Annotated in this window: 11 protein-coding genes; 4 read left to right on the top strand and 7 right to left on the bottom strand. The window is 68.9% G+C overall.

Annotated elements, in window-relative coordinates; all coding sequences use genetic code 11:
• The first annotated feature begins 46 nt into the window (after positions 1 to 46).
• Genes ACWESM_RS10190 through ACWESM_RS10175 form a run of 4 tightly spaced genes read left to right on the top strand, consistent with a single transcriptional unit; the run spans position 47 to position 5,827 of the window.
• A complete protein-coding gene (locus ACWESM_RS10190; RefSeq protein ID WP_452491391.1) occupies positions 47 to 2,113 on the top strand; it encodes a hydantoinase/oxoprolinase family protein in 2,067 nt (688 codons plus the stop codon).
• A 9-nt stretch (positions 2,114 to 2,122) separates the two neighbouring features.
• On the top strand, positions 2,123 to 4,042 hold the full coding sequence (locus ACWESM_RS10185; RefSeq protein ID WP_452491389.1) for a hydantoinase B/oxoprolinase family protein: 1,920 nt from the start codon (positions 2,123 to 2,125) through the stop codon (positions 4,040 to 4,042).
• A 17-nt stretch (positions 4,043 to 4,059) separates the two neighbouring features.
• Positions 4,060 to 4,320, top strand: coding sequence for a hypothetical protein (locus tag ACWESM_RS10180; RefSeq protein WP_364436992.1), 261 nt, complete (start codon positions 4,060 to 4,062; stop codon positions 4,318 to 4,320).
• Between the two features lie 43 nt (positions 4,321 to 4,363).
• On the top strand, positions 4,364 to 5,827 hold the full coding sequence (locus tag ACWESM_RS10175) for an aldehyde dehydrogenase family protein (RefSeq protein WP_452491387.1): 1,464 nt from the start codon (positions 4,364 to 4,366) through the stop codon (positions 5,825 to 5,827).
• A 164-nt stretch (positions 5,828 to 5,991) separates the two neighbouring features.
• Here the strand turns inward: ACWESM_RS10175 and ACWESM_RS10170 are convergent, their stop codons facing one another.
• The 7 genes from ACWESM_RS10170 to ACWESM_RS10140 all read right to left on the bottom strand — a co-directional run bounded on the left by ACWESM_RS10170 (position 5,992) and on the right by ACWESM_RS10140 (position 12,924).
• Positions 5,992 to 7,143, bottom strand: coding sequence for a lactonase family protein (locus tag ACWESM_RS10170; protein ID WP_452491386.1), 1,152 nt, complete (start codon positions 7,141 to 7,143; stop codon positions 5,992 to 5,994).
• 148 nt (positions 7,144 to 7,291) lie between these two features.
• On the bottom strand, positions 7,292 to 7,720 hold the full coding sequence (locus tag ACWESM_RS10165) for an ester cyclase (RefSeq protein ID WP_364436983.1): 429 nt from the start codon (positions 7,718 to 7,720) through the stop codon (positions 7,292 to 7,294).
• A gap of 68 nt (positions 7,721 to 7,788) precedes the next feature.
• Positions 7,789 to 8,160 (bottom strand): nuclear transport factor 2 family protein, encoded by a 372-nt coding sequence (locus ACWESM_RS10160; protein WP_364436980.1) that lies wholly within the window; start codon positions 8,158 to 8,160, stop codon positions 7,789 to 7,791.
• Positions 8,161 to 8,271: 111 nt separating this feature from the next.
• Positions 8,272 to 9,165, bottom strand: a complete 894-nt coding sequence (locus ACWESM_RS10155) for an HpcH/HpaI aldolase/citrate lyase family protein (protein WP_364436977.1) — start codon at positions 9,163 to 9,165, stop codon at positions 8,272 to 8,274.
• 57 nt (positions 9,166 to 9,222) lie between these two features.
• Positions 9,223 to 10,359, bottom strand: a complete 1,137-nt coding sequence (locus ACWESM_RS10150) for a lactonase family protein (RefSeq protein WP_452491384.1) — start codon at positions 10,357 to 10,359, stop codon at positions 9,223 to 9,225.
• Between the two features lie 255 nt (positions 10,360 to 10,614).
• A complete protein-coding gene (locus tag ACWESM_RS10145; protein ID WP_364436971.1) occupies positions 10,615 to 11,373 on the bottom strand; it encodes an SDR family NAD(P)-dependent oxidoreductase in 759 nt (252 codons plus the stop codon).
• A gap of 51 nt (positions 11,374 to 11,424) precedes the next feature.
• Positions 11,425 to 12,924, bottom strand: a complete 1,500-nt coding sequence (locus tag ACWESM_RS10140; RefSeq protein ID WP_379251627.1) for an aldehyde dehydrogenase — start codon at positions 12,922 to 12,924, stop codon at positions 11,425 to 11,427.
• Positions 12,925 to 12,943: the final 19 nt, after the last annotated feature.

Below are 12,943 nucleotides of genomic sequence, written 5' to 3'. Positions count from 1 at the left end.
CATAGAGCGGCACCATCGCCGCTGCACACGGGCCCGGAGGCGCGGTATGACACAGAGTGAACGGAAGGCCGACTGGATCGTCGGCATCGACGTCGGTGGCACGTTCACCGACATCATCGGCCTGAATCAAGCCACCGGCGAGGTCCGCGACGGCAAGGTCCTGTCCACCATGCAACAGGAGATCGGCGTCCTCCGGTCGCTGGCGGCGATCGATGTCGCCGTACCCGAGGTCGCCGAGATCGTGCACGGACACACCGTGGGGATCAACGCGCTGCTGAGCCGGACGGGCGCGCACACCGGGCTGATCGCCACCGGCGGCCATCGCGATCTGCTCGACATCGGGCGCATGCACCGGGAATTCTGTGACCGTTTCTACGATCCGACGTGGTTGCGGCCCCACCAGGAACGTCCGATCGTGCGGCGCGAGTCGCGCTTCGGGGTACCCGGCCGGCTGCGCTACGACGGCAGCGAAATACTCGCCCTCGACGAGGACGCCGTGCGCCGCGCTGCCAGAGAACTCGGTGCCCAGGGCGCCCGCTCGGTGGCGGTCTGCCTGATGAATTCCTACATCGACCCCGCCCATGAGCAGCGCACCGCCGAGATCGTCGCCGAGGAACTGCCCGGCGCCTATATCCAGACCTCGGCGTTGTATCCGGTGACGCGCGAGCACGAGCGCACCACCACCGTGGCCCTGGACGCCTATGTGGGTCCGGCCGTCGTCGGTTATCTCCAGCGCTTGATGGCCCGGCTCGCCGAACAGGACTACCGGGGCACCTTGTGGATCATGATGATGAACGGCGGGGTGGCGACCTTCGCCGACGCCGGGCGGGCGCCGGTGTTCCAGCTCGTCTCCGGCCCGGTCGGCGGGGTCAGCGGCAGCGTCAAGCTCGCCGGCGAGAGCGGCGTGCCGAACCTGCTCACCATCGATGTGGGCGGCACCAGCACCGACGTGGCCGCGATCCGCGGCGGCAGGACTCCACTCACCGACACCTGGACCCTGGAGACCGGGCTGACGCTGACCATGCCGCTGGTCGACGTCGAAAGCATCGGTTCCGGCGCGGGCAGCTTGATCCGCCCCAGCGCGCTCGGCACCGTCGCCGTCGGCCCGGCCTCGGCCGGATCGAATCCCGGCCCGGTCTGCTACCAGCGTGGCGGCGTGGAGCCTACACTGACCGACGCCTGCGCCGCGCTCGGCATCCTGGCGCCCGACCTGTTCGCCAACGGCGCCATCCGGCTCGACGTGGACGCCGCGGTCGAGGCGCTGCGCGCAACCGGCAAGCAGTGGGGCATGTCGGCACTCGAACTCGCCTCGGCCGCTTACGAGATCGCCTGCCAGGACATCGCGGCGAAGGTGCGCAGCATCTCGGTGTACCGCGGCCTCGATATCCGTGAGTTCGCTCTGCAACCGTCCGGGTCGGCGGGGCCGATGCTCGCCGACCGGGTCGGTCAGATCCTCGGCGTGGACAAGGTGATCGTGCCGCGCAGTCCCGGCCAGTTCTCCGCTCTCGGTCTGCTGCGCAGCGACCTCATGGTGACGCGCGCGCGATCCATCATGACTCCGCTGGCGCCCGACCACGCCGAGGCGGTGGAAGCCGCGTTCACGGGATTGCAGGACAGCATCAGAACCGATCTGCGGGATCAGGGCATCGACGTGTCGCGCCTTCGCTTCGAACGCGCCGTGTTCGCGATGTACCGCGGCCAGACCTGGGACAACCGGCTGCCGATCGAGGCGGCCGCGCTCACACCCGAGCGGGTCGGCGAGCTGATCCCTCGATTCCACGAGTCCTACCAGGACTCCTACGGTTTCGCGGCCCCCGAGATCCCCGTGGTCGTGTCCACCGTCGAGGTGACCGCGGTGATCCCGCGCGAACTCCGCGCCGCCGACCACACGCCGGACGAGGGCGGGTCGTTCCTGCGTACCACCCGGTTGACCGTGCCGGGCACCACCGAACCCGTCGAGGCGCCGATCCACGTCCGTGAACGTCTCGCACCGCATCGGCCGGTGCCGGGGCCCGCCCTGATCGCCGAGAAGTTCGCGACCACCCTGGTGCTGCCCGGCCGCGCCGCCCACGTGGACGACGACACCAATCTCATCATCGAGCCGCAGGCCTGAGGAGCAACCATGACCAGCACCACCCATACCCCAGGCCCCGCGGTCGACGTCGAGCTCGACATCCTGCGCTACGGCCTCATCGAAGTCGCCCGCGAGATGCTGGATTCCCTGATGCGCAGCGCCTTCTCGCCGGTCTGCCGCGACATCCTCGACTGCACCAGCGCCATCCACATGCGCACCGACGACGGCTGGGAGACGGTCGCGCTGTGGGAGGGCTGCATGCAGCACGCCTTCACCGCGCCGCATATCGCGAATTTCGTGATGGACGACTGGGACATCGACACGATGCAGCCCGGCGACGTCATCTTCGTCAACGACCCGTGGCGTGGCACCATCCACCAGTCCGACGTGAACCTGCTGCGTCCGGTGTTCGTGAACGGCCGGGTGGAGTTCCTGCTGCACTCGACCTCGCACCTGGTCGACCTCGGCGGGGCGATCCCCGGCGGCTTCTCCAACGGCACGCAGACGCACTTCGAGGAACAGCTCAAACTGCCGCCGACATTGTTGTACGCCAACGACGTTCCGGTGCGGCCGACCTTCAACTTCCTCCTGGAGAACAACCGGGTGCCGCAGCTCGTGCTCGGCGATCTGCGCGCACTACACGGCTGCCTGGTCGTCGGCGAACGGCAGTTGCAGGAACTCGTCGCCCGTAGCGGGTTGGACAAGATCCGGGCCGCTGGGCGATACGCCATCGAGTCGACCGAGGCGAGCATGCGCCGCGGTATCGCGAGCATTCCAGACGGCGATTACACCGCCGAGGACTTCCTCGACGAGGACGGCGTGAGCGGTGAAGCGATCCCCGTGCACGTCACGGTGAAGGTCCGCGGGGATTCGATGGAGATCGACTTCTCCGGTTCCGGTCGTCAGCCGCTGGGCAACTGCGGCACCGCCTGGTGCGAGGCCACCCGATGCATCGAGGCGGTCAAGCTGATGGTCGACCCCTCCACGCCGGTCAACAGCGGCACCTTGCGCCCGGTCGAGACGATCCTGCCGTCCGGCAGTGTGGTGCAGGTACTGCCACCGTCGAGCTGCTCCAACCACGCCGATATCGGCGCACGCGGCATCAATGTGGTGACCCAGGCGCTCAGCCGGGCCACCGACGAGGCCTTCGCCTGCGACACCGGCACCGCGGTGGTCGTCAGCCTCGGCGGCATCGACACCCGGGCCGGGCGCGAGGGAACACCGTGGGGCGCGTTCGCGCTCGCGGGCGGGGGCTGGGGCGGCACGTGGAAGGAAGACGGTGTCTCGTTCTGCGTGATCCCGATCGGCAACTGCCGCACCTCCGTGCAGGAGCACCTCGAGATCGAGAGCCCGCTGGTCGTCGTCCAGCACGAGATGGTGGTCGATACCGCAGGTGCCGGTCGGTATCGCGGTGGCGCCGGCTCGGTGTATTCGATCTACGCCGAGTCCGACACGATGGTCACGGTCACCGCCGACCGAATCCGCGTCGGCGCACCGGGCTCCAACGGCGGTGGCGCGGGCGCTCCCGCATTCGGTTGGTACATCGAGGGTTTCGATCTCGCCCGGCACTGCGACCCGCTCGACCTGCGCGGCATCGAGCCGTTGTTCGGCATGTTCGACGCCGACGGCAGGCCCGACCCGAACCACGGTGAATTCGGGCGGGGCGCGCGCTATCGGACAGGCAAGTTCTCCGGTCTGATCCTGAGAGCCGGCGACGCCCTGCGGTTCGTCATCGGTGGTGGCGGCGGCTGGGGTGATCCGCTCGAACGCGAGGTGGACCGGGTCGCGTCCGACGTGCGGTCCGGACTGGTGAGCACCGAATTCGCTACCGCCGGTTACGGCGTCGTGCTCAGCGACGGAGTGGTGGACGAAGCGGCCACGACGGCACAGCGCGCGCGTCTGGCGAGCGAGCGCGCCGAAGGGCGCTGGCAGGTGCCGGTCGCCACTCCCCGCACCTGGACACTCTGAAGACGAGGACCAATTCCATGTCAGTAGATCGACTCCTGTTCCCCCGCCCCGAGACCGAGCGCGTATATGTCGAACGGGTGCCCGTCGACGGCGCGTGCCCGGCCTGCGGTGCGGCGAAGCTGGCACGCTATCCCGTCGCCAACTTCCTCGGCCCGCGCATGGTCGTGAAGTGCCAGCAGTGCTTCCACCACGTGTCGGTGACCCGCCCGGAGCCCGAGGACCATTGGCCCGCCTGGCGCTCTCCCGCCAGGGACTGGCCCGCTTCCCGCGTCGGTTGAGCGCTCTCCCACCATCCGATCTCTACCCGCGAAGGATTCGCGCATGACTACTCCGATCCGTGCGGCGTCCAGCTACATCGACGGTCGCTGGACCGGCGGCGACGGCGACCCGATCGCCACGATCAACCCCGCGACCGGCCTCCAGGTGGCGCTCACTCCCGCCACCGGTCCCGTCCAGGTGGCTGCGGCGCTGTCGGCGGCTCGACGCGCGTTCGACGACGGGGCATGGAGCCGGCTCCGCCCCGCCGAACGCGGTGCTCTGCTGCACCGCCTCGCCGACCTCCTCCAGGCGAACCGGGAAGCGCTGGTCCGGCTCGCCGCCACCGAGATCGGCACCCCGGTCGGCAGCGGCGCCACCCTCCACGTCGACCTGCCCGCCAAATTCTTCCGCTGGTTCGCCGACGCCGCCGTTCGCGGACCACGCGACGGCTACGAACAGCCGATGCCGCTCGACCACGATCCGATCACCACCAGCAGCCTGCTGCTGCGCCAACCCGCGGGCGTGGTCGCGGCGATCGTCGCCTACAACGTGCCGATCATGATGAGCGCCTACAAACTCGGCGCGGCACTCGCCGCAGGCTGTTCGGCGATACTGGTCACCTCGCCCAAGGCCGTGCTGCTCACCGCCGCGTTCGTCGAGCTGGTCGAGGAAGCCGGATTCCCCGCGGGCGCGGTCAATTTCGTGTTCGGCCCGCCCGCGGTCACCGAACAGGTCGTCACCGCAGGCGAAGTCGACATGGTCACCTTCACCGGCTCCCCCGCGGTCGGCAGCAGAATCCTCACTCTGGCCGCGCCGTCGTTGAAGAAGGTGGTCCTCGAACTCGGCGGGAAGTCACCCAACATCCTGCTGCCCGGTACCGATCTGGAACGCGCCGTTCCCGCCTCGGCGTTGCGATTCACTCGCAACAGCGGCCAGGCGTGCGGCGCCACGACGCGAAGCTTGGTGCCGCAGAGAGACTTCGACGAATATGTCGAACGTTCGGGCGCGTTCCTGCGCAGCCTCACCGTCGGTGACCCGCTCGCGCCGGACACCGTCCTGGGGCCACTCATCACCGGCGAACACCGCGCCGACGTCGAAGGATTCATCGCCCGCGCACGCGATGCCGGCGCCGACATACCGGTCGGTGGTGGCCGGCCTGCGGGCCTCGACAACGGATTCTTCCTCGAGGCGACCCTGGTGACCGGTGTGCCCAACGAAGCCGAGATCGCCCAGGAGGAACTGTTCGCACCGGTGGGTGTGATCATGCCCTACACGGACCTCGATGACGCCGTCCGCATCGCCAACGACGTCAAATACGCACTCAACGCCAATGTCTGGGGGCCGATCCCCGAGGCCATAGAGTTCGCCCGGCGACTGCGGTCGGGCACCGTCACCATCAACGGTGGCGGCGGCATGCGGGCCGACGCCCCCTGGGGCGGTCCCGGCCACAGCGGCATCGGCAGAGAAGGCGGCGAAGAAGGGTTCCGCGAGTTCTTCGAAGTCAAGCACCTGCAGTGGCCGCTGTGAACCTGCCGACCGGCGAAGTCGCCGACCTTCACCGAGCATGGGGCGTACGTGTCATCGGCCGGCAGCCAGGACGAACGTGGAAAGGCCGCCGCGCGTCTCGTCGATGACCGGACAACCACCGGCCCGCCGGGATCGATCGATCCCGGCGGGCCGGCGCGCGTCGGTCAGCGAGTAGCTGCCAGCGACAGCGTGCGGCCGTCGGCGACATAGGTGCCGGTGTAGCTGTCCACCGACTCGTCCAGGTGGAGGCCGCCGTCGGGACCGATCCGGAAGCGGTGCAGGATCTCCTCACCACCGCGCAGGGGGTCGGTGCCCAGCGCCCACAGCGTCGTGCCGCTGGGCGAGAGCACCGTGGCCTCGGCGCACGTCCCCGGCTTGCCGGGCGCGAACTCGACATCGGGCAGGGGAATCAGGACCCCGTCGGGCTGTACCGCGAACGAACTGATGTGTCCCGAGCCCATGTTCGGCACGTACAGGAACCGGCCGTCGGAGGTCATGCTGCTGACATGCGGCAGCAGACCCGTGGGGAACGGCGACCCGGCGATCTCGGTGAGGGTACCGTCCTCGGCGCGCGCGTAGCCGGAGACCGAACCACTGATCTCGTTGACCACGTAGACGTGCCTGCCGTCCGGGGACACCCGCGGGAAGATCGGGTTCAGGCCGGTGCCGACCCGCTGCTTCACCGGCGACACGGAACCGTCTGCGCCGATGTCGAACACCAGCACCTGGCGCAACAGCAGGCTGGCGACGTAGAGCTGGCGGCCGTCCGGGGAGACGGTGCCCGAGGCGACGCCGTCGGCGGCGTCACCGAACGGGACGGGCGCACCGTTGGCGACCGGTGTGCCGTCGGCGCCGACTCGCACGGGGACGATCCGCGCGTTGTGCAGGCCGACCAGGACGTAACCGTCCCGGCCGTTCGGGGCGAAGGCGATGTCGACGGGCACGTCCGGCAGCGGCAGCGCCGTCCCCGGTGTGAGCTCACCGTCGGCGCCGATCGCGTACGGGATCAGGCGCGGATCGCTGCCCGGAGCGGCGAACAGGAAGCGACCGTCCTGGGTGGCCGCCTGCGGCCAGTTCAGCGCGCCGGGTGTCGGGCGGCCCGCGATGGGTGTCAGCTGCCCGGAGTCGGTCGCGTTGTAGCCCGCGAGGCCGGCGCTGAGGAAACCGTGAGCGTAGAGGTGATAGCCGGCGGTGTCAGCTGCGGCGGGCGGCGCTGTCGCTGTGAAGCCGGGCAGCACGATCGCGGCGAGCGCGGGAAACAGAACCCGCCTGCGCCACACTCCCCGACCACCTGACGACGTCGAATCAAAGGTCATGTCTGGGAGGCTATGGTCTTCCGCTCTGCGCGGATGTCCAGCAATTTGCACACCGGGCAGGGCTCCGGACAGCCCCCTTCGGCAGCTCGGCAGACAGCACGAACCCCTCCGGCCACGGGCCGGAGGGGTTCGGGTCTCGGCGCGGCGCTCAGGCGTCGGCTTGGGCGGGCATCAGGCCCAGCTGGGTCAGAAAGCTGACGTTGTCCCAGTACACCCGGTGCTCGGCGACCTTGCCGTCGCGCACGGTGAAGGTGTCGATGAGCGGGAAAGTGACCGTGCGGCCCGACGGCGGGACCTCGCCCTCGGCGGTCGCGAGCGGCCCGGTCTGGACACCGGTGAACACGAGTTCGGCGATGGCGGTGTCGCCATCGGTCCAGATGTTGCGACGCTCGATCTTCATCCCGGGGAAAGCGGTGATGAAGGCGCCGATGAGGCCGCGCAGCGCTTCGATGCCGGACATGGGGCCGGACGGGAACTCGGCCGCGACATCGTCGGTGAACGGGCTCGCGGCGCGCTCGAGATCGCCGGCCTCCAGTCCCTCGTAGTGCGTCTCGACGAGGGCGAGCAGGTCGCTCATGGTGAACCTTTCGGATGGTTGTGGGCCCGGCTCCCGGGCGGTACAGCGATGGACCGGCAGAGCCGGGATCAGGGCTGGACGCCCATCTCAGGGCCGATGTACTCCCGCACCCGGGCGGCCTTGCCGTCGCGGACGTCGACGATCTGCAGCAGGTGCAGCTTCATCTCCTGACCGCCGATGGTGACCTCCGTCGTGCACTCGTTGAAGAAGCCGTGCTCGGTGAAGGTGATACCGCCGGGCACGAAGGTCGGCACCGCACCGTCACCGGAGCGCTCGTACACCGCGGCGACGGCTTCGCGGACGGTGACCCACTTGTCGTCGGCGCTGTGCCAGACGAGGCAGTCGTCGTGGCTGATCTCGATGAAGAGATCGATGTCGGTGAGGGCCTTGACCCAGTTCTCGGCGAGATCCCTGGTGGCCTGGTCCGGTGTGCTGCTCATCGGTGAACGTTGCCTTTCTGTCCTGACGTATGCAGGCGTCCTGCGCCACCCATGCTGCGCGGATATCCGCCGGGCGGATGTCCAGATTTCTGGACACCCACCCGAGCCCGCTCAGCGATGGGCGGCCAGCGCATCGGCCAGGGCGATGACGCCCTCCGCGGTCTTGACGTGCGCGAGATCGATGTGCTGGCCCTCGAAGTCGACGGCCGCGCTACCGGCCGCTTCGGCCGTCCGGAAAGCCTCGATCATGCGCCGGTAGAAGTCGACGGTGTCGGGCGACGGGGAGAACACCTCGTTGGCGATCGCCACGTGGGACGGATGGATGGCGACCAGCCCGCGGTAGCCCAGCTGCCGGTTGTCGAGGCAGAACCGGCGGGCGCCGTCGAGATCCTTGATGTCCTGCCACACGCCCGCCAACGGGTGGTGCAATCCGTTGGACCGCGCGGCCAGGACGATCCGGCTGCGCAGATACAGGGTCTCGAGCCCGGCCGGGGTGAACTCGAAGCCGAGTTCACGGCCCACGTCGGCATTCGGCCCGGTGGCGCCCAGCAGCGACGCCACCCGCGGACTCGCCGCGGCGATCTCCTCGCAGTGCGCCATCGAGACCGCCGTCTCGTAGGACACGATCAGCCGGACGGTGCCGACGTCGATGCCCTCGCGTTGCTCGATGTGCCCGAGCACCGCGTCCAGGCGCACGATCTCGGCGGCGGTGAACACCTTGGCCAGGAACAAGCCGGTCAGACCCGGACGCACGATCGCTTCAAGATCGGCGCCGAGCAGTCCGCTGACCTCCGGGTTGGCTCGGACCCACAGATCTGGGCGCACCCCTTCGGCCGTGAGGCGGTCGATGGTGGCGGCGACGATGCCGCGGGCCTCGGCCTTGTCGGCGGCGGGCACCGAGTCCTCGAGGTCGAGGATCAGCGCGTCGGCACCGGAGGCGACACCCTTGTCGGCCCAGGCGGCCTTGTGGCCGGGAATGAAGAGCATCGAACGGTACGGTTTCATCGTGGTTCTCCCTTGGCAGCAGCCCTGTCGGTACGACAAAATATAATATATGAAGTATCAACCCTGCGTAGCGATGCCTGCGGACGGACCGTCCGAGAAGATAAGGCCCGTGTCCACGGGCTCTCCGGCGGAGGTCAACCGTCCGTCGGCTGCCATCGCATAGGCGTGCACGCGAGACGTTCCCGCGACCGTGAGCGCGTCGACGAGGAAGACCCGCTGCGACACCGAGTCCACCAGGACACGGCCGGGCATGGTCCCCATCGGGGCCGGGTAAGGCGAGCCGGGCAGCGGTGTCAGCGCGCCGTCGCCGGCGACCGAGAAGCCCGCGATGCCACCTGCCATGGATTCGGCCAGGTACATGCGCCTGCCGTCCGAGGTGAACATCGCGCCGTGCGGCAGCGGCATCACTCCGGTGCGGAAGGGTGACCCGGGAACCGGATTCAGGTGGCCGTCGGCCCCGATCGCGAAGGCCGAGATGTCGCCCTGGGCCTCATTGCTGGTGTAGAGGAAACGACCGTCCGGGGTGACGCCGGGAATGGTCGACATGAGACCCGCGGCTGCCGAATCCACCAGCGTCAACGCACCGTCCGGGCCGATCGCGAAACTGAACACTGTCGCCTCGAGCCAGCCGACCGCGAACAGGAATCGCCCGTCGGGGGTGATGGCGGGCATGCTCAGGCCGCTCACTCCCGGAATCCGCGCCGGAGCGGCGCCGGTCGGTTCCAGGGCGCCCGATGCGGCGATGCGATAGGAACGGATCTCGTTGGTCACGGTGCCGGTGGTGACGAACAGCGTCCGGCCGTCGGGCGACGGCAGCACTCCGACGCCCGGCCCGCCGAGGTCGAGGTGCGCGCCGGGAACCGGGCTGAGCGTGCCGTTCGCGGCGAGCGCGTATCCCTCGACGGTGCCCGAAACCGTGTTGATCGCATACACTTTCCGCCCGTCGGAGGTGACCGACAGCGACAAACCGCCGGTCCCGGCGGGGAACGGGGACCCGGCCACCCGCGACAGGGCGCCCGCCCGATCGAGACCGAGCACACTGATGTTCGACGAGCCTGCGCCGCCGATCACCAAGAACCTGACACCCGGGTCGGCGGCCGAGACGGGCGTATTCAGCCAGCCCGCCGAGGCGAGGAGAAACGCGGCTGCGAGCCCGGCGGCGGCCCGGCGTGAACGACGTGTGGTCCGGAACATCTGTACTACCTCCAACTGACCGGCGAGCACCGCTGCCCCCGACCGGATAAAACGCGCGCGGTATGCGCAGGAACGGAAATGGGCGTGAATGCCTCAGCGCTATTTCCAGATGTGACGGTAGGCAGCTCTCAGCGCTTTCCCTGTCCAGAAATCTGGACAGCCGAAAAGTCTCGGCTGCACCGTGTTCGCGAGCGGATCCGGACAGCAGAAAAGGCCCTCCCGGCCGGAAATCGGAAGAGCCTTTTCGGAATTCGATCAGTACAGCGTGTACCCGCCGTCGATCGGAATGGTCGTGCCGGTGACGAACGAGGCCGCGTCCGACAGCAGCCACATGGCCGCTTCGGCGTGCTCGACCGGCTCGCTGGCACGGCGCAGGGCGTGTGTGGCCGCGACGGTGTCGGCGTAGGAGGGGTTCTTCTCGAGGTACTCGAGGTACATCGGGGTCTTGGCGGTCGAGGGGCCGATGCCGTTGACCCGAATACCCACCTCGCCGTATTCCGCGGCCGCGGCCTTGGTCAGGCCGGCCAGTGCGTGCTTGGAGGCGCTGTATTCGGCGGCCATCGGAATGTAGATGAACGAGCCGACCGAGGCGGTGTTGACGATCGAACCGCCACCGGTCTCGATCATGGCCGGAATCTCGTGCTTCATGCACAGGAACGCACCGGTGACATTGATCCGGAACACCCGCTCGAATTCCTCGCGGCTGATGTCGACCAGTTTCTTGCCGTTGTTGGGCACCCCGGCGTTGTTGAAGGCGCCGTCGAGCCGGCCGTACGCCGACACCGCGGCATCGACCATCGCCTTCACCTGGTCCTCGTCGGTGATGTCGACGGTCACGAACTGCGCGGCGTAGCCTTCGGCCGTCAGCTTCTCCGCCAGCGCCTCCCCCGCTTCGGTGGCGACGTCGGCGATGGTGACCTTCGCGCCGTTCTCGGCGAAGAGGCGCGCGGCCGCCTCACCGATACCGCTCGCGCCGCCCGTCACAATGATCGAGCGTCCGTCGATTCCAGCCATGGATCTCTCTCCTGTGGTCTTACTCGGTGATGGAAAAGTTCTGTGCGGGAATCAGTTACCGAATCCCGCGGTGTCGCTGGGCGCGCTGTCGAGCACCAGCGTCTTGGTCTCCAGGAACGACCGCAGGCCCTCGGAGCCGCCCTCCCTGCCGATACCCGACATCTTGAAACCGCCGAAGGCGATGGAGAAGTCGGTGCGCGGGCCGTTGTGCCCCACCGTGCCGGTGCGCAGGGACCGGGCCACGCGGTAGGCGCGATCGGCCTCTGTGGTGAAGACCGCGGCGTTGAGCCCGTAGGGGCTGTCGTCGGCCAGGGCCACCGCGTGGTCCTCGTTCTCGGCCGGGACGACGACCAGCACCGGGCCGAAGATCTCCTCTGTCGCGATCACCGAGGAGTTGTCGACGTTCGCGAAGACGGTGGGCTCGACGAAGAAGCCGCGGTCCAGCCCGGCGGGGCGGCCGCCGCCGGTGACGAGCCGGGCGCCGCCCGCGGTTCCGGCGGCGATGTAGTCCTCCACGCGTTCGCGCTGACGGGCCGAGGCGAGTGGGCCCATCTGCACGGTTTCGTCGAACGGGTCGCCGACCTTCACCGCGGACATGGCGGCGCCGAGCGCCTCGGCGAGTTCGTCGTGCCGATGCTCGCTGACGATGACGCGGGTCAGGCTGTGACAGACCTGCCCGGCGAGATAGCTGATCCCGCCCGCGAGGACCTTGGCCGCGGTGCCGATGTCGTAGTCGTCGAGCACCAGCGCGGGCGACTTGCCACCCAGTTCGAGAGTGCAGCGGGCCATCCGGTCGGCGCAGATCGCGCCGATGGTCCGTCCGGCTGCCGTCGAACCGGTGAAGGTCACCTTGTCCACGCCCGGGTTGCGCACCAGCGACTCCGACACCCGGCGATCGGCGGTCACCACATTGAGCACCCCCGGCGGCAACCCGACCGCGTCGCAGATCTCGGCGAACAGGTAGGCCGAGGTGGGTGCCTCCTGCGGGGGCTTGAGCACTACCGTGCACCCGGCGAGCAGGGCGGGCGCGCACTTGTAGGCCATGAGCCCGGCGGGACCGTTCCACGGCACGATCGCCGCGACGACACCCACCGGTTCGCGGATCAGCAGACCCGCCCCGCCGGACATGGGGGTGTGCTCCTCACGGAAGGCGAAGGTCTCGGCCAGATCGGCGTAGGCGTTGAACGCCCCGGACAGGAACAGCGGGAGCCGGGTCTTGGCCAGCGAGTAGACGATGCCCGACTCGATCGACCACAACCGGGCGAAGTCGTCGCCACGACGGGTCAGCTCGGCGGCGATCGCACGCAGGTAGCCCGCGCGTTCGGCGGGCGAGAGCCGCGGCCACGGCCCGTTGTCGAAAGCCCGGCGGGCCGCCGCGACCGCAGCGTCGACGTCGTCGGTGCTCGCGGCGCCGACGGTGGTCACGATCTCTTCGGTACCGCAGTTGAGCACGTCGAAGGTCTGCGGTGACGACACCGGCACCCAGCGGCCGCCGATGTAGGACGCCTCCGGGTGCGCGGGCAGTACCCCGATCTCGACCGACTTCGTCATGGAAAGTTCCTCTCACACT

The sequence above is a fragment of the Nocardia sp. NPDC003999 genome (assembly GCF_053604885.1).
This window is presented reverse-complemented; position numbering and strand designations above follow the sequence as displayed.

Bases quoted from the DNA above. Each gene is read 5' to 3' on its own strand.
- ACWESM_RS10140 (WP_379251627.1), bottom strand. From the start codon at position 12,924: ATGACGAAGTCGGTCGAGATCGGGGTACTGCCCGCGCACCCGGAGGCG.
- ACWESM_RS10170 (WP_452491386.1), bottom strand. From the start codon at position 7,143: ATGACCTTTGATTCGACGTCGTCAGGTGGTCGGGGAGTGTGGCGCAGG.
- ACWESM_RS10150 (WP_452491384.1), bottom strand. From the start codon at position 10,359: ATGTTCCGGACCACACGTCGTTCACGCCGGGCCGCCGCCGGGCTCGCA.
- ACWESM_RS10190 (WP_452491391.1), top strand. From the start codon at position 47: ATGACACAGAGTGAACGGAAGGCCGACTGGATCGTCGGCATCGACGTC.
- ACWESM_RS10185 (WP_452491389.1), top strand. From the start codon at position 2,123: ATGACCAGCACCACCCATACCCCAGGCCCCGCGGTCGACGTCGAGCTC.
- ACWESM_RS10160 (WP_364436980.1), bottom strand. From the start codon at position 8,160: ATGAGCAGCACACCGGACCAGGCCACCAGGGATCTCGCCGAGAACTGG.
- ACWESM_RS10180 (WP_364436992.1), top strand. From the start codon at position 4,060: ATGTCAGTAGATCGACTCCTGTTCCCCCGCCCCGAGACCGAGCGCGTA.
- ACWESM_RS10175 (WP_452491387.1), top strand. From the start codon at position 4,364: ATGACTACTCCGATCCGTGCGGCGTCCAGCTACATCGACGGTCGCTGG.
- ACWESM_RS10155 (WP_364436977.1), bottom strand. From the start codon at position 9,165: ATGAAACCGTACCGTTCGATGCTCTTCATTCCCGGCCACAAGGCCGCC.
- ACWESM_RS10165 (WP_364436983.1), bottom strand. From the start codon at position 7,720: ATGAGCGACCTGCTCGCCCTCGTCGAGACGCACTACGAGGGACTGGAG.
- ACWESM_RS10145 (WP_364436971.1), bottom strand. From the start codon at position 11,373: ATGGCTGGAATCGACGGACGCTCGATCATTGTGACGGGCGGCGCGAGC.